The sequence below is a fragment of the Salinibacterium amurskyense genome, from assembly GCF_002797685.1.
GTDB lineage: Bacteria > Actinomycetota > Actinomycetes > Actinomycetales > Microbacteriaceae > Rhodoglobus > Rhodoglobus amurskyensis.
Map to the genome: position 1 here is coordinate 211,745 of NZ_PGFH01000001.1, position 20,220 is coordinate 231,964.

At 60.5% G+C, this 20,220-nt stretch carries 21 protein-coding genes and 1 tRNA gene; 14 read left to right on the top strand and 8 right to left on the bottom strand.

Going from position 1 to position 20,220, the window contains the following annotated elements; translation table 11 throughout:
• The first annotated feature begins 6 nt into the window (after positions 1 to 6).
• The 4 genes from CLV85_RS00990 (at position 7) to pdxY (ending at position 4,461) form a co-directional block, all read left to right on the top strand.
• Positions 7 to 999 (top strand): sugar ABC transporter substrate-binding protein, encoded by a 993-nt coding sequence (locus CLV85_RS00990; protein ID WP_100387755.1) that lies wholly within the window; start codon positions 7 to 9, stop codon positions 997 to 999.
• Between the two features lie 70 nt (positions 1,000 to 1,069).
• The gene (locus CLV85_RS00995) at positions 1,070 to 2,536 is read left to right on the top strand and encodes an ATP-binding cassette domain-containing protein (RefSeq protein ID WP_100387756.1); all 1,467 of its coding nucleotides are present in this window, start codon (positions 1,070 to 1,072) and stop codon (positions 2,534 to 2,536) included.
• The gene (locus CLV85_RS01000; protein WP_100387757.1) at positions 2,533 to 3,540 is read left to right on the top strand and encodes an ABC transporter permease; all 1,008 of its coding nucleotides are present in this window, start codon (positions 2,533 to 2,535) and stop codon (positions 3,538 to 3,540) included. Before CLV85_RS00995 ends, CLV85_RS01000 begins: the two co-directional genes overlap by 4 nt.
• Positions 3,541 to 3,609: 69 nt before the next feature.
• Entirely contained in the window at positions 3,610 to 4,461 is an 852-nt protein-coding gene (gene pdxY / locus CLV85_RS01005) for a pyridoxal kinase PdxY (RefSeq protein ID WP_100387758.1), read from the top strand.
• Positions 4,462 to 4,555: 94 nt separating this feature from the next.
• On the opposite strand, the gene CLV85_RS01010 is transcribed toward pdxY, so the two are convergent.
• Positions 4,556 to 4,639, bottom strand: a tRNA-Leu gene (locus CLV85_RS01010).
• Between the two features lie 210 nt (positions 4,640 to 4,849).
• Here CLV85_RS01010 and CLV85_RS01015 point away from each other — a divergent pair.
• From CLV85_RS01015 to pknB, 8 genes are all read left to right on the top strand, one after another.
• Positions 4,850 to 5,566, top strand: a complete 717-nt coding sequence (locus CLV85_RS01015; RefSeq protein WP_229820412.1) for a M23 family metallopeptidase — start codon at positions 4,850 to 4,852, stop codon at positions 5,564 to 5,566.
• 80 nt (positions 5,567 to 5,646) lie between these two features.
• Positions 5,647 to 6,363: an FHA domain-containing protein gene (locus tag CLV85_RS01020; protein WP_100387760.1), complete on the top strand. Its 717-nt coding sequence runs from the start codon at positions 5,647 to 5,649 to the stop codon at positions 6,361 to 6,363.
• Positions 6,360 to 6,884 (top strand): FHA domain-containing protein FhaB/FipA, encoded by a 525-nt coding sequence (locus CLV85_RS01025; protein WP_100387761.1) that lies wholly within the window; start codon positions 6,360 to 6,362, stop codon positions 6,882 to 6,884. Before CLV85_RS01020 ends, CLV85_RS01025 begins: the two co-directional genes overlap by 4 nt.
• 4 nt (positions 6,885 to 6,888) lie before the next feature.
• A complete protein-coding gene (locus CLV85_RS01030) occupies positions 6,889 to 8,133 on the top strand; it encodes a PP2C family protein-serine/threonine phosphatase (protein ID WP_100387762.1) in 1,245 nt (414 codons plus the stop codon).
• Positions 8,117 to 9,562, top strand: a complete 1,446-nt coding sequence (locus CLV85_RS01035; protein ID WP_100387763.1) for an FtsW/RodA/SpoVE family cell cycle protein — start codon at positions 8,117 to 8,119, stop codon at positions 9,560 to 9,562. Before CLV85_RS01030 ends, CLV85_RS01035 begins: the two co-directional genes overlap by 17 nt.
• Positions 9,559 to 11,013 (top strand): peptidoglycan D,D-transpeptidase FtsI family protein, encoded by a 1,455-nt coding sequence (locus CLV85_RS01040; RefSeq protein ID WP_100387764.1) that lies wholly within the window; start codon positions 9,559 to 9,561, stop codon positions 11,011 to 11,013. Before CLV85_RS01035 ends, CLV85_RS01040 begins: the two co-directional genes overlap by 4 nt.
• Positions 11,010 to 12,698: a protein kinase domain-containing protein gene (locus CLV85_RS01045; protein WP_100387765.1), complete on the top strand. Its 1,689-nt coding sequence runs from the start codon at positions 11,010 to 11,012 to the stop codon at positions 12,696 to 12,698. Before CLV85_RS01040 ends, CLV85_RS01045 begins: the two co-directional genes overlap by 4 nt.
• A gap of 69 nt (positions 12,699 to 12,767) precedes the next feature.
• Positions 12,768 to 14,492: a Stk1 family PASTA domain-containing Ser/Thr kinase gene (pknB, locus tag CLV85_RS01050; RefSeq protein WP_121626128.1), complete on the top strand. Its 1,725-nt coding sequence runs from the start codon at positions 12,768 to 12,770 to the stop codon at positions 14,490 to 14,492.
• 64 nt (positions 14,493 to 14,556) lie between these two features.
• Here the strand turns inward: pknB and CLV85_RS01055 are convergent, their stop codons facing one another.
• Genes CLV85_RS01055 through CLV85_RS01060 form a run of 3 tightly spaced genes read right to left on the bottom strand, consistent with a single transcriptional unit; the run spans position 14,557 to position 16,120 of the window.
• Complete coding sequence (locus CLV85_RS01055; protein ID WP_100387766.1) at positions 14,557 to 15,192, bottom strand: anthranilate synthase component II; 636 nt, start codon at positions 15,190 to 15,192, stop codon at positions 14,557 to 14,559.
• A complete protein-coding gene (locus CLV85_RS13395) occupies positions 15,189 to 15,347 on the bottom strand; it encodes a hypothetical protein (RefSeq protein WP_169925787.1) in 159 nt (52 codons plus the stop codon). The genes CLV85_RS01055 and CLV85_RS13395 overlap by 4 nt, the downstream gene beginning before the upstream one ends.
• The gene (locus tag CLV85_RS01060) at positions 15,347 to 16,120 is read right to left on the bottom strand and encodes a class E sortase (RefSeq protein WP_100387767.1); all 774 of its coding nucleotides are present in this window, start codon (positions 16,118 to 16,120) and stop codon (positions 15,347 to 15,349) included. The genes CLV85_RS13395 and CLV85_RS01060 overlap by 1 nt, the downstream gene beginning before the upstream one ends.
• An 81-nt stretch (positions 16,121 to 16,201) precedes the next feature.
• Here CLV85_RS01060 and CLV85_RS01065 point away from each other — a divergent pair, with 81 nt between their 5' ends.
• Positions 16,202 to 16,432: a cell division protein CrgA gene (locus tag CLV85_RS01065; protein WP_100387768.1), complete on the top strand. Its 231-nt coding sequence runs from the start codon at positions 16,202 to 16,204 to the stop codon at positions 16,430 to 16,432.
• Between the two features lie 59 nt (positions 16,433 to 16,491).
• Here the strand turns inward: CLV85_RS01065 and CLV85_RS01070 are convergent, their stop codons facing one another.
• A complete protein-coding gene (locus CLV85_RS01070; RefSeq protein WP_308430447.1) occupies positions 16,492 to 17,067 on the bottom strand; it encodes a rhomboid family intramembrane serine protease in 576 nt (191 codons plus the stop codon).
• Between the two features lie 263 nt (positions 17,068 to 17,330).
• On the bottom strand, positions 17,331 to 17,870 hold the full coding sequence (locus CLV85_RS01075; RefSeq protein ID WP_100387770.1) for a peptidylprolyl isomerase: 540 nt from the start codon (positions 17,868 to 17,870) through the stop codon (positions 17,331 to 17,333).
• 133 nt (positions 17,871 to 18,003) lie between these two features.
• On the opposite strand from CLV85_RS01075, the gene CLV85_RS01080 reads away from it, so the two are divergent.
• Entirely contained in the window at positions 18,004 to 18,549 is a 546-nt protein-coding gene (locus CLV85_RS01080) for a hypothetical protein (RefSeq protein ID WP_100387771.1), read from the top strand.
• A 106-nt stretch (positions 18,550 to 18,655) separates the two neighbouring features.
• Here the strand turns inward: CLV85_RS01080 and CLV85_RS01085 are convergent, their stop codons facing one another.
• Together CLV85_RS01085 and CLV85_RS01090 are read right to left on the bottom strand one after the other, a co-directional pair.
• Positions 18,656 to 19,456 (bottom strand): SDR family oxidoreductase, encoded by an 801-nt coding sequence (locus CLV85_RS01085; RefSeq protein ID WP_100387772.1) that lies wholly within the window; start codon positions 19,454 to 19,456, stop codon positions 18,656 to 18,658.
• A complete protein-coding gene (locus CLV85_RS01090) occupies positions 19,453 to 20,220 on the bottom strand; it encodes a TetR/AcrR family transcriptional regulator (RefSeq protein WP_100387773.1) in 768 nt (255 codons plus the stop codon). The genes CLV85_RS01085 and CLV85_RS01090 overlap by 4 nt, the downstream gene beginning before the upstream one ends.

Consider the following 20,220-nt stretch of genomic DNA (forward strand, 5'->3'; position numbering starts at 1 on the left):
ACAGCAATGTCTACAACCTCATCACGTTTTCGCCGCCGAGCTCTGAGCACGGTCGCAGCAGCATCCGTTCTCGCTCTTAGCCTCGGAGCCTGCAGCAGCGCTGCAGACGACTCGTCAAGCACGCCCGCAACCAACGGTGCGATCGCCATGGGCTTCGCTGGCATGGACATCACCATCTGGAACGACCAGCTGAAGATCATGCAGCCGATCATCGAAGATGCCGGATACGAGTTCTTGACAAGCGACCCGCAGTGGGACGTCCAAACTCAGGTCTCTGACTGGGACGCTTGGATCCAGCGCGGCGACGTCAAAGCAATCATGGGCTTCCCCGTGCAGAGTGATGCCATGGTTCCTGTAACCGAGCGCGCTCAAGCAGCTGACATCCCCGTTCTCGGCTACGCCGTCAAGTGGGATGGCGTGGAATACGGCACCATCATCGACGCCTACGAAGACGGCCGCCTCCTCGGCACCGCCGCAGGCGAGTGGATCAACGAGAACATGGCCGACGAAGCTGAAGTAACGGTTGCTCTTATCGCCGACAAGACTTCTGACCTCGGAAAGGGTCGCACCGAAGGAATCACGGATGCGCTCCTCGAGACGGCCTCCAACGCCGTAATCGACGAACTTCCCGGCATCTCGCGCGCTGAAGGTAACGACAACGCCAAGAGCCAGCTCATCGCCGACCCCGACACCAAGATCTGGTTGGGAACAAGCAACGACAACACGGCCGGCGTCTACCAGGCCCTGCTCGACTCTGGCGTAGCAGCGGATGACGACAGCTACCTCGTCGGCTCGCTAGACGCCACCAACGAGACGCTCGACATCGTGAAGGACGCCAACAGCATGTGGCGTTTCGCCTTCATCCTTCCCGCTCAGCTACTCGCAGAGAGCAACGCCTCGCTTCTGCTCAAGGCCGCTGCCGGCGAAGAACTCGAAGACACCGTGCTGACCTCGATTCAGGTCACTCCCGAGAACGCAGAATCTTTCTACGTTCAGTAAGCACGCAGCACTTGTCCCGCCGTCGACTCCATCGGGTGTCGACGGCGGGACTTCTACAAGAGAGCAAGTCATGACATCCACCACTGAGAGCGTTCGACTCCGCTTCGACAAGATCACGATGCGCTACGGCTCAACTCTCGCGGTTGATGGCATCGATCTCTCCATCAAAGCGGGAGAAATCGTCGGCCTGCTCGGCCACAATGGCGCAGGCAAGTCCACCCTTCTGAATGTGGCGACAGGTGCCGCCACAGCGACATCAGGTGCTCTCTGGCTCGACGGCGAGAAAATCCCTGCCGGATCGACACCAGGCGAGATTGCCCACAGCGGGATAACGGTTATCCACCAAGAGCCAGCCCTTGCTTCCAACCTCTCGATCATCGACAACCTGTTCCTCGCCCGGTCGAATGTGCCGGGCCGCGCAGAACGGTTGCGTCGCGGCCGCGAAGCGCTCGACTCAGTCGGCGCAGAAGGACTCGCGCTCGATGTTCCCGTTGGCGCGCTGACTCTAGGCGAACGCCAACTCGTCGACCTCGCGAGAGGCTATCTCGCCGGCGAGATGAAAGTTCTCATGCTCGACGAACCGACGGCCGCCCTCGGCGCTGCCGAAACGGAGGCGCTGCACGACCTCATTCGCCGCCTCGCCAGCCAGGGAACCGCGGTCATCTACGTCTCGCACCGTCTTCCCGACATCCTCGAAGTATGCCAACGCATTGTCGTTTTGCGTGGCGGCGCACTCGTCATGGATCACTCCGCCAGCGGCATGAGCCTCGCTGCACTTTCCGCAGCCCTTGCCCCTGAAGTCGACTTCGATTCCGAATGGCATCCGGAGATCGGTGAAGAACGTCTCCTGGTCAATGATGACGACGGGGAGTTAGTTTTCCGTGACGGTGAGATCGTGGGGCTCTTCGGCATGGCCGCCGGGGAACAGTTCGATCTCCTTGCCACACTCTTCGGTCTCGGCAATTCTGTCGACGCGACACTCTCCGGGCGACGGTATCGCGCCCTTTCTCCGCAGCATGCGATCAAGAGCGGCGTGCACCTTGTCCCTGCCGACCGTGAGGTCGACGGGTTAGTCGTTGGCATGAGTGCCGTCGACAACACTTTCCTTCCCTGGCGCGGTCGCCTCGGGCGCGCAGCAATGACCAAGCAGTACGCCACCATCCGGGACACCCTCAACGTCGTCGGCCCCGATGGCGACGCACCCATCGCGAGCTTCAGTGGCGGAAACCGTCAGAAGCACCTGCTCGCCCGGTGGATGTTCCCCGTGGCCCCCAAGGTGCTCCTGCTCGCTCAACCTACGCAGGGGGTCGACATCGGTGCAAAGCACGACATCAAACTCGCCCTCCGGGCACTCGCCGCAACGGGAGTGAGCATCATCATCGCGTCAGCCGAAACCGACGAAATCGCTTCACTGTGCGATCGCAGCTACGTATTGGCCCACGGCCGCCACCAAGAACTACACCGCACTGGAGGCTACGAAGAGCGCCTCCTCAACACCCTTCTTGATCTCACTTCAGCCGAAAGAAGCCCCGCATGAACCGCATCAAAATCGCTCTCGCTCAGAACGGGACATTCATCGCTCTCCTCGTGATGATCATCTTCTTTGCGTCGATGAATCCGCGATTCCTCAGCCTTGCAAATGGCCAGACCATTCTTCTGCAGATCGCTGAGCTGGGAATCATCGCTCTGCCACTAGCCTTCCTCGTCATGTCAGGGACCCTCGACCTGTCAGTAGGTTCGGTCGCTAGCCTCAGCGCTGTTGTATCGGCCATGGTGATGATCGAAACCAACTCTGCGCTATGGGGCTTTGCCGCCGCAATCGTGGTCGGAGTGATCACCGGGGCGCTGAACGGGCTTCTGGTTGCCTACCTCAAGCTCAATCCCCTCGTCATCACGCTCGGGTTCCTCAGCGTCTGGGGTGGCTTAGCGTTGTTCCTTACGCAGGGTTCGACCCTCGTGGGATTCCCCGATTCCTTCAAAGCACTCGGAACTATGACAGTCGGGCCCGTGCCGCTTCAAATCATCATCCTTGCCGTGGGCGTTTTCCTGGCGTGGTACGTGCTGAATAGAAACTCGCTAGGCCGCAACGTGCTCGCAATCGGTGGCAACCCGCGGGCCGCTCACCTCATGGGCATCCGGGTCCCCCGCACGATCTTCTCGCTCTTCGTCGCTACCGGAGTTGCCGCCGCTATTTCGGGCACGCTGCTCGCCGCGAAGCTGCAATCTGCACCGCCAACAGTGGGTAACGGCATGGAGATCCAGGCGCTGACTGTAGTGCTCCTAGGTGGCGTCGCTCTCGAGGGTGGCATGGGCCGCATCACCGGTGTTGTATCCGGTCTGCTGTTCGTCGGAGTGCTGCGCAACGGCCTCGTCATCATGGGCGTCTCACAGTTCCTTCAGACCATCCTCATCGGTGCCACGCTTGTCGTCGCCGTGTTGCTCGACGGCTCAGTCCAGCGCTTGCTCAAGAAGTCGTGGACGACTCTCGACGTCAAGAAGACACCGAAATCCGATAAGGCGAAGACTGAGGTTGCTGCCTAGGCGCCCCCACCGCCCAGTGACGCCCGGCGAATGCAGCATGCACGGAGTCGAAGGTGGGAGAATCGAGGGATGAAGATCCTCTCGATTCAGTCCGCAGTAGCGTTTGGTCATGTCGGCAACTCTGCTGCGGTGTTCCCGCTGCAGCGCATCGGCGTTGAGGTGTTGCCGGTTTACACGGTCAACTTCTCTAACCACACTGGCTATGGCGCATGGCGCGGACCGATGATCGACCCGAGCGATGTCTCTGAAGTCATCGCTGGCATTGAGGATCGCGGCGTCTTCCCGCAGATCGACGTCATCCTTTCGGGCTACCAGGGTGGCGACGGCATCGGCGATGTCATCATCGACACTGTTGCTCGCGTCAAAGCGGCGAACCCCAACGCGATCTACGCGTGCGACCCGGTGATGGGCAATGCGAAATCCGGATGCTTCGTGGCTCCCGCTATCCCCATCCTGCTGCGTGAGCGCGTGGTTCCGGTCGCCGACATCATCACGCCCAACCAGTTCGAGCTGGGCTTCCTTACTAATACAGAGCCAGACACCATCGAGTCGACGCTCGCATCCGCCGATCTCGCCCGCGCCATGGGTCCCAGCACGGTTCTCGTGACGAGCGTTGAGCGCCCCGACCGTGAGGCCGACACCATCGAGATGATGGTCGTGACGGATGCCGGAGCCTGGATCGTGCAGACCCCGCAGCTTCCGATGAAGGCCAATGGTTCCGGTGACGTGACCGCCGCCCTCTTCACCGCCCACTTCACGCAGACCGGCGACGCGGCGGATGCGCTGGCCCGCACCGCATCCAGCGTCTTCGACCTGCTCACCAAGACCCTCGAGTCGGGCGAACGCGAACTCCAGCTCGTCGAGTCACAAGAGTTCTACGCGAACCCGCAAATGCAGTTCACTACGCGCCAGGTTCGCTAGCCGGCAGAAAACAGGCCAAAGCGCCACAGACCAATAAGAAAAGGCCCACCAACCGGTGGGCCTTTTCTTTTACTTCTGCTGTGCGATTGCACTGTGCGCGAGGGGGGACTTGAACCCCCACGTCCTTTCGAACACACGGACCTGAACCGTGCGCGTCTACCAATTCCGCCACTCACGCGTGGATTGAGTTGAACACTCAACTGAGTGAGATTATCACAGCGCCGGGCTGTTCAACGATTCGTAGGCAGGAAGATGTTTAGTGACGATTCACAGCTTCGTCATATAGGGTCGATAGCTGTCCGTGTGCCTAAAGCCACGGGTTGAACCAGACTTGATCCAAAACTGTCCAACCAGACAGAACACAGACCACACCCCTGGGGGTTACCGCGTGAAACGATTGCTGACACTCAGCGCAATCATGGCTGTTGTCGTGAGCGTGACTGTTCCAGCCGCAGCACACATGGAACCTTCGTCGCGCGACATCGAATCGACTGCTTCTGCAGCTTCGGCATCCGCAATCCTGCAGCAGTCTGCTGCTGTCGCTACGACTGAACCTGTTCAAAGTGTGCCGATCCAGTCCTTCGCTTCTTCAGTAGAAACCGAAATCAGCGCCGCACAGCGCGACAAGCTCTCGATCAAAGAACCTGAGCCCGAGCCAGAGCCCGTTGCAGACGTTTACACCGCTGGGCCTTCCGGTTCATTCGCTGGTACGTATGGCGGAGAATTCGCCGGGTTCCTTGCGGTCTGGCCCGCTAACGCCCCGGTCAACGACGGCTTCGGCTACCGCGGATCAGAATTCCACGGCGGCATCGACATCATGACCGGTAGCGGAATGACGATCGTGTCGGCATCGCCCGGTGTTGTTACCCAGGTCACTTACGGTGGCGGCTGGGGCCAGTACGTCAAGGTTGATCACGGCAGTGGCGTTTCCACCCTCTACTCGCACATGATCGCTGGCTCTCAGATGGTCTCCCCCGGCCAAACCGTTGCCGCCGGAACCCCCCTCGGCCTCAGCGGCGCCACCGGTTACGTCACCGTCGCCCACCTCCACTTCGAGACCTATGTCAACGGCACTCGCGTTGACCCCATGGGCCTCCTTCCTTAATAGCTCGACCCTGAGTAACGGGTTAGCCGCACACACCGGCTAACATCGACGTACTACAACGAGCCACCACGAGGAGAGCTTTGGGTCTTCTGGACAACTTTGAGCGAGGTCTCGAACGCGCAGTAAACGGCGCCTTCGCAAAGACCTTCAAAAGTGGTCTGCAACCCGTCGAAATCACTAGCGCCCTGCGCCGCGAACTCGACACGCAGGCCGCTGTTGTGTCGCGCGACCGCATCCTCGTGCCCAACAACTTCACGGTTCGCCTCAGCGACACCGACTACCAGCGCATGGCCGGCCTCGGCAGCACGCTCATTTCCGAGCTCACCGAACTCGTTCAGCGCCACGCCACCGCCCAGCACTATTCCTTCTCGGGTGGCATCGCCATTGTTCTTGCCCCCGACGACTCCCTGAGTCAAGGCATGATCGAAGTCGATTCGGTCAGCGTCAAGGGCACAGTCGCGTGGACTCCTGTCGTCGACATCAACGGCGCCCGACACACCCTTGTGCACTCGCGCACCATCATCGGTCGCGGCAGCGAAGCCGACATCACCGTCGATGACAACGGCATTTCTCGCAAGCACGTCGAGATCCTTTGGGATGGCTCGCGTGCCGAAGTGAACGACCTGAACTCCACAAATGGGTCCAAATTGAACGGATCACCAGTTTCTCGCGCACCACTCGCGCCAGAATCCGTGATTGATATCGGTCGAACCCGTATCGTGTTCCGTGTGCTTGCCCAATCCTCCGATGCCGACCAGTCCGCTGATCGCCGCAATGACCGGGGGTTCACCCTATGAGTGAACTCACCCTCCTGTTGCTGCGCATCGCGTTCCTCGCCATCATGTGGGGTTTCATCTTCGCGATTGTCTACGCACTCCGTTCCGATCTCTTCGGAGAAAAGGTACGCCGGATGCCCGTGCAGAGCGCAGCTCAGGCGCAACAAGCTCCCGCCACTCCCCCGGCACCCGTTGCCGCACAGCCCACTCGCCCGGTGGCTCCCGCCGCTCCGGCAACCGGCAGCTCTCTCGACGCGACCCGCCTAGTGATTGTGTCTGGCTCTAAAGAGGGCCTGGAAATTGCTCTTCCCGAAGAGCAACTGACTATCGGTCGCTCGAGCGAATCGGGTCTCGTTATTCGCGATGACTACACCTCGACACACCACGCTCGCCTTTTGCGTTGGGCGGATAGCTGGGTTGTACAAGATCTTGACTCAACGAACGGCACCTTCTTAGCCGGTCAACGAGTGAGCGTCCCGACGCCAATTCCGTTGAATACGCCGATCAAGATCGGCACTACTAGCTTCGAACTGCGACGGTAACTGAATGGCCACTTCGGGCAACAGTGCTGCCGCATCCCATGTGGGTAAAGTTCGGGCTAACAACCAGGACAGTGCCTACGCCGGCAGCCATCTCTTTATTGTCGCGGACGGTATGGGTGGCCACGCGGGTGGCGATGTTGCTTCGGCCATCACAATCAAACACGTAGCCGAAGCTGACCGCAGTTTCGAGTCGGCAGACGACGCCGCTCAGGTGTTGCACGACACTCTCCTTGCCGCCAACGGCATCCTCTCCGACACCGTTATTGAGCACAATGAGCTCACGGGCATGGGCACCACTGTCAGCGGAATGATTCGCGTTGGCAACAAGATGGCCATGGCCCACATCGGCGACTCGCGTATCTACTTGCTGCGCAAGGGCGAAATGACGCAGATGACGCACGACCACACGTTCGTGCAGCGTTTGGTGGAGAGCGGCCGCATCACCCTTGAAGAAGCTGCCGTGCATCCGCGCCGCTCCGTTCTCATGCGCGTTCTCGGAGACGTCGATGCGTCTCCCGAGATCGATACTGAAGTTTTTACGACCGAGCCCGGTGACCGTTGGTTGCTGTGCTCCGACGGTCTCAGCAGTTTTGTCACTGAAGACAAGATCGCCGCGACCCTGCGCCGCGTTACAGATCCACGAGTGGCAACTGAGCGTCTCGTTCAGGCAAGCCTCGACCAGGGCGCTCCCGACAACGTCACCGTAGTGCTCGTCGACATCGGTGACGATGAGTCTTCAGCGCATGAGCCGCCGATCATGGTCGGTTCGGCCGCATCCCCGCTCTCCTTCGAGCCGACGATCGCCAAAAAGCCGGTTCGTCTGCCCAATCTGCTGCTGCACCCGCTCAAAGCAACGCAGCCCGACGACAGCCACTTCGAGCCTGAGTCTGACGAGTACTACCAGGCGATCATCCGCGAGGACCGCCGTCGAGTTCGTAACCGCCGCATCTCGTGGATTACGTTCATCACTCTCACGATTGCCGCGATCACTGCGGGCGTCATCCTGGGTTACCAGTACACGCAACAGCAGCACTTTGTGGGTAGCGTGGATGGCAAGGTCGCCATCTATCAGGGTGTCCAGCAAGACATCGGCCCCATTTCCCTCTCGCACGTGTACCAAGTCAGCGATGTGCGCGTTGTCGACTTGCCGCTGTACCTGCGTGCCAGCGTCGAGAACACCATCAACGCGACTGACATCGAAGACGCCCGCCGCATCGTAAGAATGTTGTCTGATGCCCAAATCCCCTAGCGCCGACGCTCGTGCCTCGGCTTCGGCCGGCCCACGAGAGATCACTGAAAACATCCGCCTCAAACTGCGGGTGCCTGCCCGCCTGCGCAACCTTGAGTTGCTGCTGATCATTGTCGCGATTTCGATCAACCTCGGGTCAATCGCTCTCGTTCAGCTTGGCGTCATGGGCCACCTCGGCTTCACCGTGCTGGGACTTTCCGCGCTGCTTGGCGTACTGATTCTCGCGATGCACATCACTCTGCGTGTGACTGCTCGGGATGCCGACCCGCTAATTTTGCCGATCATCACGGTGCTCAATGGGCTCGGCATCGCCATGATCTACCGCATCGACCTAGCCGATGAGGCTACGGGCTGGGGCAGCGGCGGCGTTCGTCAGATCGTCTGGACGGGTATTGCGATCGTCATCGCTATCGCGGTGTTGATCATCATCAAGAACCACCGCATCCTGCAGCGCTACCGCTACATCGCGATGTTCAGCGGTATCGCTCTGCTCCTGTTGCCGCTGGCTCCCGTGATTGGCGACACCCGCTTCGGAGCCCGCCTCTGGGTTCAGATTGGTGCATTCTCGTTCCAGCCGGGTGAGCTCGCCAAGATCGCTCTGGCCATCTTCTTCGCGGGCTACTTGGTGTCGGCACGCGATTCGCTCTCGATGGTCGGCCGCAAGTTCCTCGGCATGACCTTCCCGCGCGCCCGTGATCTGGGCCCGATCATCGTTGTCTTCGTGGCATCCATGCTCGTCTTGATTTTCCAGCGCGACATGGGAACAGCCCTGCTCTACTTCGGCCTGTTCCTCGTCATGATTTACGTTGCCACCGGCCGCTCGAGCTGGATCCTTCTCGGTATGGGCATGTTCCTCGGCGGTGCTTTCGTAGCAAGTCAGTACCTCACGTACATTTCTGGCCGCATCGACGCGTGGCTCGACCCCTTCAACCCTGAGGTCTACCAAGCCACGGGAGGCAGCTACCAACTGGTGCAGGGCCTCTTTGGTCTGGCAGATGGCGGGCTCATCGGCACCGGCCTCGGTCGCGGTAGCCCCGAGATCACGCCCCTCGCCGAGAGTGACTACATCGTCGCGTCGCTGGGCGAAGAACTGGGTCTTATCGGCATCTTCGCAATTCTGGCGTTGTACCTTCTCTTTGTGTCTCGTGGATTCCGTATCGGCTTTGCCGGTCAAGATGATTTCGGCCGCCTCTTGGGTGTCGGTCTCGCTTTCGTGATCGCTCTTCAGGTGTTCGTCGTTATCGGTGGTGTCACGCGCGTTATTCCGTTGACGGGACTCACCACTCCTTTCTTGGCCGCGGGTGGTTCCTCGCTCGTTGCCAACTGGATCATCGCGGCCCTCTTGCTTCGCCTCTCTGACACAGTGCGCCACCAGCCGCAGCTTGTGATCGAGCCGTCAATCGAGAACCGATTGGTGGTGGGACAGTGAATCGCGAACTCAAGCGAGTGAGCACAGTCGTGCTGATCATGTTTGTGAGCTTGTTCATCTCAAGTTCCGTCATCCAAGTCGTTACGGCCGATCAGCTTCAGGCAGATGGCCGCAATGTGCGCACTCTGTACGCGAGCTACTCGGCCGAACGTGGCCCCATCCTCGTCAATGGCGAGCCGATCGCGTACTCAGAGCCCGTGGACGACGAGTTCAAGTTCTTGCGCGTGTACCCGAAGGGCGAGCTGTATGCGCCCGTTACCGGCTACCTCACCTTGAACCAGGGCAACACTGGTCTCGAGAACTCGCTCAACGATTACCTCAGCGGTTCATCGAACGACCAGTTCTTCGACCAAGTCAACTCGATCCTCACGGGCCAGAACCCCACGGGTGCTGCCGTGGAACTCACCCTCGACCCGGTTATTCAGCAGGCCGCCTGGGATGCACTCGGCGACCTCAAGGGTGCCGTTGTGGCAATCAACCCGAAGACGGGCGAAATTCTCGCGATGGTGTCGAAGCCTTCGTACGATCCCAACGAACTCGCGGTGCACAACACCAGCGAAGTCATCGATGCGTACGACCGTTTGCTCAACGATTCTGACGATCCCTTCTTCAACCGCACCCTCGCGGGCCCGCTTGATCCTCCCGGTTCCACGTTCAAGCTGGTCGTGGCGGCGGCAGCTCTCGAGAGCGGCGACTACACCGCAGACAGTTCCTTCCCGAACCCCGCTGAACTGCAGTTGCCCGAGAGCACCTTCAAGATCAGCAATGCCGACAGCGGCACCTGTGGCTCGGGTTCGACGGCAACGATCGCCACGGCCATCCGCCTCTCGTGCAATATTCCATTCGCTGAGCTGGGTGACGAGCTCGGCTCGAATGCAATTCGTGAGCAGGCGAATGCCTTCGGCTTCAACGAGAGTGTCTCCGTGCCTCTCGCCTCGACCGAGAGTGTTTACCCTCGCGCCCTCGACCGCCCACAGACGATGCTTTCGGCATTCGGCCAGTCGAGCGTGCGCGCGTCTCCCCTCCAAATGGCAATGGTGTCGATGGCGATCGCCAACAGCGGCACCATCATGCAACCCAATCTTGTTGAGAGCATCGTTTCCTCCGATCTCACAACCATCCAGTCCTTCGAACCGACGCTGTTCAATCAGGCAATCAGTCCGCAAACCGCGGCCGCACTCACCCAGATGATGGTGGATGGGGTCAACAGCGGTGCAGCGAACACTGCCGCCATTGATGGCGTCGAGGTCGCAGGAAAGACCGGTACAGCAGAAAACGGAGAAGGCGAGCCATACACGTTGTGGTTCACCGGATTCGCGCCGGCAAATGATCCAGAAGTTGTAGTAGCGGTAGTGGTGCAAGACGGCGGCGGACTGGGACAGTCCGGTACCTCGAGCGGCCTGTCCGCACCAATTGGGCGTCAAGTACTAGAGGCGGTGCTAAACAGATGAGACCGACCAGTGGACTCACTTTCGGTGGCAGATACCAGCTATCCAGTCGCGTAGCGATCGGTGGAATGGGCGAGGTGTGGGAAGCCACAGACCTCGTTATCGGTCGAACGGTCGCGATCAAGATCCTCAAGGATGAGTATCTCGGCGACCCTGGTTTCCTTGAGCGCTTCCGGGCAGAAGCCCGCCACGCGGCTCTCGTTAACCATGAAGGAATCGCCAACGTCTTTGACTACGGCGAGGAAGACGGTAGCGCCTACCTCGTCATGGAACTCGTTCCCGGTGAGGCGCTCAGTGCCATTCTCGAGCGCGAGCGTGTGCTCGACCCCGACCGCGTGCTCGACATGGTCGCGCAGACTGCGGCCGCTCTTCAGGCTGCCCACGCTGCGGGACTGGTTCACCGCGACATCAAGCCCGGAAACCTTCTCATCACGCCCGAAGGCCGCGTCAAGATCACCGACTTCGGTATTGCGCGCATCGCCGACCAGGTTCCACTGACCGCCACCGGTCAGGTCATGGGAACGGTGCAGTACCTCTCGCCCGAACAGGCCAGCGGTCACCCGGCATCCCCGACCACCGACATCTACTCGCTCGGCATCGTCGCTTACGAGGCCCTCGCCGGCCGTCGCCCGTTCACGGGTGAGTCGCAAGTTGCTATCGCCATGGCGCAGATCAACGAAACTCCCCCGGAGTTGCCGATCACTGTCGCTGAGCCCGTACGCAACCTTGTCTACGCCTGCTTGGCTAAGTCGCCCGGCGACCGTCCGGCATCCGCGTCACACCTCTCACGTGCGGCGCAATCACTGCGCCGCGGCGACATCGCCGCTGCAGCAACAGCGGTACCCGGAATCATGGGAGACAACTCTCACGCCGCGACCGTCGGCCTCAACTACGGCAACGCAACCCAAGCCACGCGCGTACTGACAACCGCCGGTGCAGCAGGCGTTGCCGGTGAGCCGGCTACCGCCGCAGAAATCGCGGCAGAATCTAAGCCGCGCAATCCGTGGACGTGGCCCATCGTTGCCGTGATCTCGCTTCTCGCTGTGGTGCTGATTGGCGTCATCATCGCGCTTCTCGCCAGCCCGGGAGATGAAGAACCCGTCGCGACAAGCGCTTCACCCAGCGCATCGGAGACTGTAGTCCCCGAGCCAGAACCAACGCCTACGGTTGTCGCCCTCAGCGAAGATGAGCTCTTGGATCGTAAACAAGACGCCGTTTCTCAGATTTTGGAAGACAAAGGACTTGTACTCGATGCACAAGTCGGTTCCGAGGCGCCTTCGTCTGAAAAGGTCGGCTTCTCCTACCGCGCAGCTCCGACAGGCAATGTCGCTAAGGGTGAAACCATCACGGTCTACTTCTACGACAAGATCGCGGTTGTTCCTACCCCGCCACAGCCCCAGGCAAACCTGCTGGAGCCCTCAGGGCCCTACGAACCGGGTGACACCGTGACGGTTAAGTGGAACACCTACGGGGACTGCCCCGCCGGGCATCCACGTTCCGGCTACAGCTTCCTGATTCAGGGTGGCCCCAGTGCTGGTTCATCGACGTGGGGACCGAACGATACCCAGTTCGACATCACGCTGCCGAACGATCCCAGCGTCGAAACTAAGATCTCGTATTCAGTTTCGTGCACGGACCTTTCGTCGCCTGCGTCAGAGCAGGTCATCGTGAGCGTTACCGCTCCGTAAGCAAATATCACGTTTACCAGCGGATAGACTGAACCGGTACTTTCCGCGACAACAAACAGGAGTGAACCAGTGAGCGAAGGCGTTGCACAGGGCGTACGCCAGCTCGCTGGGCGGTACCAGATTGGCGAGCTTCTCGGCCATGGCGGTATGGCCGACGTTCACCTCGGTATGGATTCACGGCTCGGGCGTCGGGTTGCTATCAAGCTACTCAAGCCCACGCTCGCCAACGATCCCGCGTTCCGCACCCGGTTCCGTCGCGAAGCCCACGATGCAGCGAAGATGGCGCATCCCACCATCGTTCGTATTTTTGATGCGGGCGAAGAGTCCGTCATCGATCCTTCGGGTCATGAGACACTCATCCCGTTCATCATCATGGAATACGTCGACGGTCGACTGCTGAAAGACATCGTCGCCGAAGGCCCGCTCGCACCAGAAGAAGCAGCGCGCATCGTTTCGCAGGTGCTCACCGCTCTCGAGTACTCACATCGTGCCGGCGTCGTTCACCGCGACATCAAGCCCGGCAACATCATGGTCACCAACAGTGGCCAGGTGAAGGTCATGGACTTCGGTATCGCCCGTGCGGTCTCCGATTCTGCCGCTACCATCGCCGAGTCCAGTGCCATCGTCGGCACTGCGCAGTACTTCTCGCCCGAGCAAGCTCGCGGTGAAGGAGTGGATGCTCGCTCCGATCTGTACTCGACCGGCGTCGTGCTGTTCGAGCTCCTCACCGGGCAGCCTCCCTTCAGCGGAGAAAACCCGGTCGCCGTTGCCTACAAGCACGTCAACTCCGAGCCCGTTCCGCCGAGCACAACCACTGCTGCGGTGTCGCCGGCGCTCGACGCTGTCGTGTTGCGTTCGCTCGCGAAGGATCGCTTCGACCGTTACCAAAGTGCTGCTGAGTTCCGCACTGACGTAGAGTCCGCTGCGGCGGGTTCCGTTCCGGAGCGCAAGCAGCTCGCATCCACAGATTTCAACGCCACCCTCTTCGGCGTAAACCCCAATGCCACCGCGGGCAGCGATGCCACCTTCCGTCAACTTGCCGTTGACGAGAACGACCGCACGCCCCGCACCCAGAACCGCCCGCCCGTCGCGTGGATCTGGGGCGGCATTGCACTGATGGCTGTCATCATCGTTTCTGTTGTGGTCTGGGCTTTCAGCCTCAGCCCCGCACAACTCAGTGGCACGAGCGCTGTCGACATTCCCGACGTCGCTGCCATGACCTACGACGACGGTGCTGCTCTACTCACAGAACTCGAGCTGGTTCCCAAGCGCGTCAACCAGGCCAGTGAAACCGTCGATGAGGGTGTCATCATCCGTACCGATCCTGGCCCTGGCCAGACGGTATCCCTCGGCTTCGAAGTTCAGGTTATTGTCTCCCTTGGCCGCACTCCCGTCACCGTTCCGAACGTGGCGAACATGCAGGAAGATGCTGCCATCAAGCTGCTTGAATCGGCGGGTCTTGTCTACGGCTCTACTTCGCAGACGTACTCGCCTAACCTCAAGAAGGGCACCGTCATCAGCTCTGACCCGCGCGGCGATGCCGAGCGCACGGCCGATGGCGCGATCATCCGCGAGGGTGAGACGGTCAACCTTGTCGTGTCGAACGGTCTCGTTCAGGTGCCCGATGTCACGGGTAAAGACATTGGCGAAGCCAACAGCACTCTCACCGCTCTTCAACTCAGCGTGAAGCTGAGCGCCGACTTCGGATGCTCAGGCAACGTCGTGAGTTACCAGTCGATCGTGGGCGATCAAGCTCAGAAATCTGAGATCACGCTCCAGTACTGCGCTGGCTAATAACGCGCTCCGTTCCGGTGCGGACCGCGATAGCTACGAACTATGCACGGCAACTAGAGAACAGCTAGTTATGCACCAAGGGCGTGAGCGTCTTGGCCAGAGCAGGCGCTTCGGGCATCCCCACTTCGGAGAGCCAGTTGCCGAGCATCAGATACCCACCCTCGGTGAGTACCGACTCAGGGTGGAACTGCACGCCGTAGACCGGCTGCGAGGCGTGCTGAACGCCCATGATTACTCCACCGGGGGTGCGTGCGGTCACGATGAGCTCGTCGGGAACAGTCCCGTCCACAATCGCGAGCGAGTGATAGCGCGTTGCGGTGAACGGCTGCGGTAGATCGCGGAAGATGAGGCTGTCGTCGTGCTCGATCCGCGACGTCTTGCCGTGCATCAGTTCATCGGCGTGAGTAACTGTTGCTCCCAGAGCTTCGGCAATCGCTTGGTGGCCAAGGCAGACTCCGAACAGCGGCTTACTCGTGGCAAGGGCGGCGTGAACGATCGGGATGCTCACGCCAGCGTCGGCGGGAGTGCCGGGACCGGGCGAGAGCAGAACGGCGTCGTACTCGGCTATGCGGGCCGCCGCGTCATCCGCGCTGAAAGCATCGTTGCGCACAACGTCTGTTGTGGCGCCGAGCTCGAGAAGATACCCGTTGAGGGTGTAGACGAAGCTGTCGTAGTTGTCGACGACGAGGATGCGGGTCACTGTTGCACCGTCGCATCCAGCGGGGTTACCAGGGGCAGCACCCACGGGAAAACCCACGCAAAGAGCACAGCGACAATCGCAGCTGCCAAGATCAGCAGAGTCAGAACCCGCACGAGTGCTGGGCCTGGAAGTACACGCCAGAGTGCTGCATACATTAGCCAGCTCCTTCGAGGTTTTGAGCGATCGCGGCGATCTCAGAGGGAGCTCCCTCTGAGCGGGGGTACCAAGTGTCGTAGACCGCGTAGGCGATGATTCGCTCATCGGCGGTGTGAATGGGGTTGCAGCTTGTGAGCGTCATGATGCGGTCACTCGCGGCGGCTCCTTCAAACTGCGGCACCGGGTTAAGTACTCCAACACCGGATGCCATCACATATTCCAAAGAGCGGAACACGTAGCGGTACCAGCCAGCTTCAGTCTCGACGTAAATGCTGTCGCCGATCTGAAGCTTATTGATGTCGTAGAAGGGGTCGCCCCAACCGGTGCGGTGGGCGGCGACGGCGAAGTTGCCGACCTCACCGGGCATCTGGGTGCCGGTGTAGTGGCCAACACCGCGAGTATTGAGAACCTGCTCGAGGCTAACGCTCTCGGCGATGGGTCGCGTGTAGTCAGCGCCAAACCGCGGAACGATCAGGGTGCCAAACACTTCGGCACGAGCGGGAGCCTCGTCCACGATCGGTACGCCGGGATCAGCTCGCTCATCGGGCGCAAGCTTCACAGCCTCGCCCTTGTTCCACTCTTGGCTCAGCTCAACGGCTTCGTCGCGCTGCGCGTTGCTTACGAAGATGTTGTTCACCCAGGTCTGCCAGACCAAGAAGAGGAGCACAACAACGCCGGCAGTAATGAAGATTTCGCCGAGAACTCCAATGAAGGAGACAGGGCGGCGGGCTTTCGCTCTGCGCCGCGATGGGCGGCCATCTTCGAGAACCATAGGCGCAATTCTATCCGCAGTCTCCTACTGGTTTCCGCGCGGCCATTCGTCACTCAGGGCGTTCGCGCTAGAATCTCTCCCATGGCCCGTAATTCTGCAGAAAAATCACCGTCGCGTCCCGCTGAAGACGCTCCCAACGCGGTCTGGTTCAAGCCCGTCATGTTCGGCTTCATGCTGATCGGGCTCGCTTGGATCATCGTGTTCTACGTGAGCAACCAGCAGTTGCCTGTCGCCTCACTCGGCAGCTGGAACATTCTTGTTGGCTTCGGCATCCTCTTCATCGGATTCCTCATGACAACACGGTGGCGTTAGAAATTACACGCGTGTAGTTATACCCAGTGTTAATAAACCTGTGGATAACTTTTAGTCACCTATAGAACGAAGATCCGCACGAGGGTCAGGCTGATGAGAGCCGCGACGACGAGCGCGACTAGAGCGATCTCCGGGTTGGCGGAGGGCTTGTTGCGCTGTCGCAGGAACACGAGTGCGAGCACGGCTCCCGTGATGAGCCCGCCGAGGTGAGCTTGCCAGGAAATACCGGAACCGGGGATGAACCCGATTACTAGGTTCGCGGCCAGCACGATAAGCAGCAGGCGGTTATTCACACCCATGCGGCGCTGAATGACAAAGAACGCCGCGGCCAAGCCGAACACCGCACCGGATGCTCCGATTACGACCGATTGCGGCGCAAGCAGCAGAACGGCGACCGAGCCACCGAGCGCGCTGATCAGATAGAGCGCAATAAACCTCGCTCTGCCGAGAGGCAGCTCCAGTGCGCGCCCAAAGATGAAGAGGGTGAACATATTGAACAGCAAATGAAAGATGCTGCTCTGAGAGTGCAGGAACGCAGAGGTAATCATGCGCCACGGCTGCTCAGCCGTGAACGGCGGGTAATACGCGAGAGCTTGGTACACCCGACCGTCAGACACCAGCTGCAATAAATACATCAGGACAGTTATCCCGATGAGGGTGTAAGTGACTACTGGCTTTCCCCGCGAGGCGCGGGATGCGCGAACCAAGACTGGTTTGCGCTTTGGCCCATTGGCTCGAGCCTCTTTGATGCATTCGGGGCAATGTACGCCCACAGCTGCCTGCGTTTGGCAGCTGGGGCATACAGTGCGCCCACATCGCTGGCAGAGAGTGAAACTTTGCCGGTCAGGATGCCGGTAGCAGTAGTTACCGCTGGCATCCGGCGATGTGGTCACGAAGGTTAGACCTCGTCGATCGTGACGCTCTCGATGACAACGTCGGTGAGGGGCTTGTCGCTACCGTCGGTGTCGACTGCCTCGATGGCGTCGACGACCTTCTTCGACTCGTCGTCAGCAACCGCACCGAAGATGGTGTGCTTGCCCTGGAGCCAAGGAGTAGCGACTGTGGTGATGAAGAACTGCGAACCGTTGGTTCCCTTACCCGCGCGCGTGCCGGCGTTTGCCATGGCGAGGATGTAGGGGGCCGAGAAGTCGAGCTCGGGGTGGATTTCGTCGTCGAAGTTGTAGCCGGGGCCGCCGATGCCCTTACCCAGGGGATCTCCACCCTGAAGCATGAACTGCTTGATGATGCGGTGGAAGATTACGCCGTCGTAAAGAGGCGCGGTGGTCTTCTGACCGGTGGCGGGGTGGGTCCATTCGATATCGCCCTTGGCGAGACCGACGAAGTTAGCAACGGTCTTCGGCGCGTGGTTGCCGAAGAGGTTGAGACGGATTTCTCCGAGGTTTGTCTTGATCGTGGCAACTGCGGTGTGTTGAGACATAGCGTCAATTCTTACATAGCCAACCTGAGCCTCAGATACCAGTTATTCAGCCTGCTCACAGGCAAAGCAGTGCGGACTCGGAAGGCACCGTGGCAGTATGGAGTCACCGTTCGACCATCTTTGGAGGTTTCCCGTGGCACTAACTCGCAAACGCCGGAAAGAACTCAAGCGCTTGAAAGGTCAAGCTGAAGACCTTTGGCATGACCAGAAAGAGCTGCTCGACCACGCATCTGCCGTAGTACGTGAGGCAAGCCAACAGGCTGCCAACTACGCGCGTGAAGAAGTCAGCCCCAAGATTCACAACACAATCGACTCTCGGGTGAAGCCCGTTGTCTCCTCGTCAGTCGCTGGCGCGCGCTCAGCGGCTGAAAGCACCAAGTCGAAGATCAAGGGCGACGTACTGCCTGCGGTCACCTCGGCGCTCGGTACAGCTCTCGCAGCGCTCGAAGTAGCTAAGAACCAGCAGGTTCGGGATGCCTTCGCTCGCGTCTCCGGACTCGCGGCAACCGCGGGCGAAAAGACTGGCCTTGTTAAGCCTCAGCCGAAGTCGGCTGGCTTTGGCCGCTACATCCTCATCGGTGTCGGCGTGGTAGCTGCAGTCGGCGTTGCGTACGCCGCCTGGCAGACCCTTCGCGCAGACGATGACCTGTGGATTGACGACGAAGCAGAGACTGCTTAACTTCTCTCTGCTGCTCACCGCCAGCGGTGTAGCCACAACCTCTTAAACAGTTCTGGCCCGGTTCTTGCGAATCGGGCCAGAACTGTTTCGTCGTTGAAGGACGGGGCTAGGCAAGCCCGCCGTTAGCGAAAACTACCTGCCCGTTCATCCACCGCGCAGGGCCCGCCAGGAATGCCACAACCTCAGCGATGTCCTCAGGCCTCCCGAGTCGCTCGAGCGGAGTCGCCTTCGCGAGCCGTTCGATCGTCGCGTCATCCTTGCCGTCAAGAAAGAGGCTGGTTGCCGTCGGCCCGGGAGCCACCGCATTAACCGTCACGTCTCGGCCGCGAAGCTCCCGTGCCAGCGTCAAGGTCAGGCTTTCCACCGCCGCCTTGCTCGCCGAGTATGCCCCGTAGTTGGGAAACTGCGTGCGGGTGACCGAGGTAGAAAAGTTGATGATGGCTCCCCCGGCGCGAACTCGACGGGCGGCCTGCTGCGAGACGACGAACGTTCCGCGAACATTTGTGCGGTGCATCCGATCGAAGTCATCAAGGCTGAGCTCGGCAATTGGCGCCAGGGTCATGATGCCGGCAGTGTTCACGACCACGTCGACTCCGCCGAATTCCGCTTCGACGGCAGTGAACGCGCCAGCTACGTCGCGGTCGTCTGCGACGTCACCGCTTACCGCGAGAGCGCGACCACCCGAAGCAATGATCTCTTTCACCATGTCGAGGGCTCCGATCTCATTCCCGCTGTAATGAACGGCCACTGCCATGCCATCGTGCGCAAGACGCAACGCCACCGCGCGACCGATACCGCCGGAACCACCGAACACGAGCGCAACCCGCTCCGAGGACTCCCGGTCGGTCTGGAGAGCATCCGCTGTCGCGTGCTCCCGGCTGTGCCTGTTTTCCGCGTTGTATGTCATGAGTGTGCTCCTTCGACTGTCGAAACGGTGTCGTCTGTGTTGAATCGGGCGAGCCACTCATCGAGGAGCGTTTGCTCGGCGCCGGTAAAGATCGGCGCATCCAGCCGGGCTAGCGCCGCACGCAGCGTGATCGCCGCGGCCACGACCGCCTCTGAGTTGGAGCCAGATGCACCCTCAGCCTTCGCAGCCAGCGCAGCGGTGGTCGATGGCTCACCCGCTCCCCCACCGACAAGGATCGAATGGATGACGCTCTCCCGCATCCGCTCGGAGAGCCGCGGGTCGTCGCTCTGCTCCGGTCGCAGAATCATGGCAAGCGCTACACCGCTGTTTGCGGCCATCACGTGCTGCGCGGCGACCTCGGGTGTCACCCGCAGGCGTCCTTGGGCCGCCAGACGCTCTAGGACGCCCTGCAGGAGCCGAACAGCCTCGGTGCCAGACTCTGCCCGCGCAACCGCGTTTGAGCCGAAGAGCAGCCTGTAGGCGTTCGGATTGGCGAGCGCAAAGGCGGTGTGGCCATCCCAGCCCCGGCGAAGATCGGCAAGCGGGTCACTCGAGGCCTCCGCTGCCCGCTTCATGCTCAGATATTTGTTCCACACGTGATCAACAGTTGCTTCAAGCAGGGCGGCTTTATCGCCGAAGATTCGATACAAGGCGGGTTGTTGAATCCCGGATGCCTCACACACCGCCCGTGTGGAGATATCGCCGTCGGCAGACTGAGCCAGCAATCGCGCTGCGGCCTCGATGATCGTGAGTTTCGCATCCAT

Excerpts from the sequence above, each read along its gene's own strand:
- CLV85_RS00990 (WP_100387755.1), top strand. The coding sequence starts at position 7 with ATGTCTACAACCTCATCACGTTTTCGCCGCCGAGCTCTGAGCACGGTC.
- CLV85_RS00995 (WP_100387756.1), top strand. The coding sequence starts at position 1,070 with ATGACATCCACCACTGAGAGCGTTCGACTCCGCTTCGACAAGATCACG.
- CLV85_RS01000 (WP_100387757.1), top strand. The coding sequence starts at position 2,533 with ATGAACCGCATCAAAATCGCTCTCGCTCAGAACGGGACATTCATCGCT.
- pdxY (WP_100387758.1), top strand. The coding sequence starts at position 3,610 with ATGAAGATCCTCTCGATTCAGTCCGCAGTAGCGTTTGGTCATGTCGGC.
- CLV85_RS01025 (WP_100387761.1), top strand. The coding sequence starts at position 6,360 with ATGAGTGAACTCACCCTCCTGTTGCTGCGCATCGCGTTCCTCGCCATC.
- CLV85_RS01030 (WP_100387762.1), top strand. The coding sequence starts at position 6,889 with ATGGCCACTTCGGGCAACAGTGCTGCCGCATCCCATGTGGGTAAAGTT.
- CLV85_RS01035 (WP_100387763.1), top strand. The coding sequence starts at position 8,117 with ATGCCCAAATCCCCTAGCGCCGACGCTCGTGCCTCGGCTTCGGCCGGC.
- CLV85_RS01045 (WP_100387765.1), top strand. The coding sequence starts at position 11,010 with ATGAGACCGACCAGTGGACTCACTTTCGGTGGCAGATACCAGCTATCC.
- CLV85_RS13395 (WP_169925787.1), bottom strand. The coding sequence starts at position 15,347 with ATGTATGCAGCACTCTGGCGTGTACTTCCAGGCCCAGCACTCGTGCGG.
- CLV85_RS01060 (WP_100387767.1), bottom strand. The coding sequence starts at position 16,120 with ATGGTTCTCGAAGATGGCCGCCCATCGCGGCGCAGAGCGAAAGCCCGC.
- CLV85_RS01065 (WP_100387768.1), top strand. The coding sequence starts at position 16,202 with ATGGCCCGTAATTCTGCAGAAAAATCACCGTCGCGTCCCGCTGAAGAC.
- CLV85_RS01070 (WP_308430447.1), bottom strand. The coding sequence starts at position 17,067 with ATGTATTTATTGCAGCTGGTGTCTGACGGTCGGGTGTACCAAGCTCTC.
- CLV85_RS01075 (WP_100387770.1), bottom strand. The coding sequence starts at position 17,870 with ATGTCTCAACACACCGCAGTTGCCACGATCAAGACAAACCTCGGAGAA.
- CLV85_RS01085 (WP_100387772.1), bottom strand. The coding sequence starts at position 19,456 with ATGACATACAACGCGGAAAACAGGCACAGCCGGGAGCACGCGACAGCG.
- CLV85_RS01090 (WP_100387773.1), bottom strand. The coding sequence starts at position 20,220 with ATGGATGCGAAACTCACGATCATCGAGGCCGCAGCGCGATTGCTGGCT.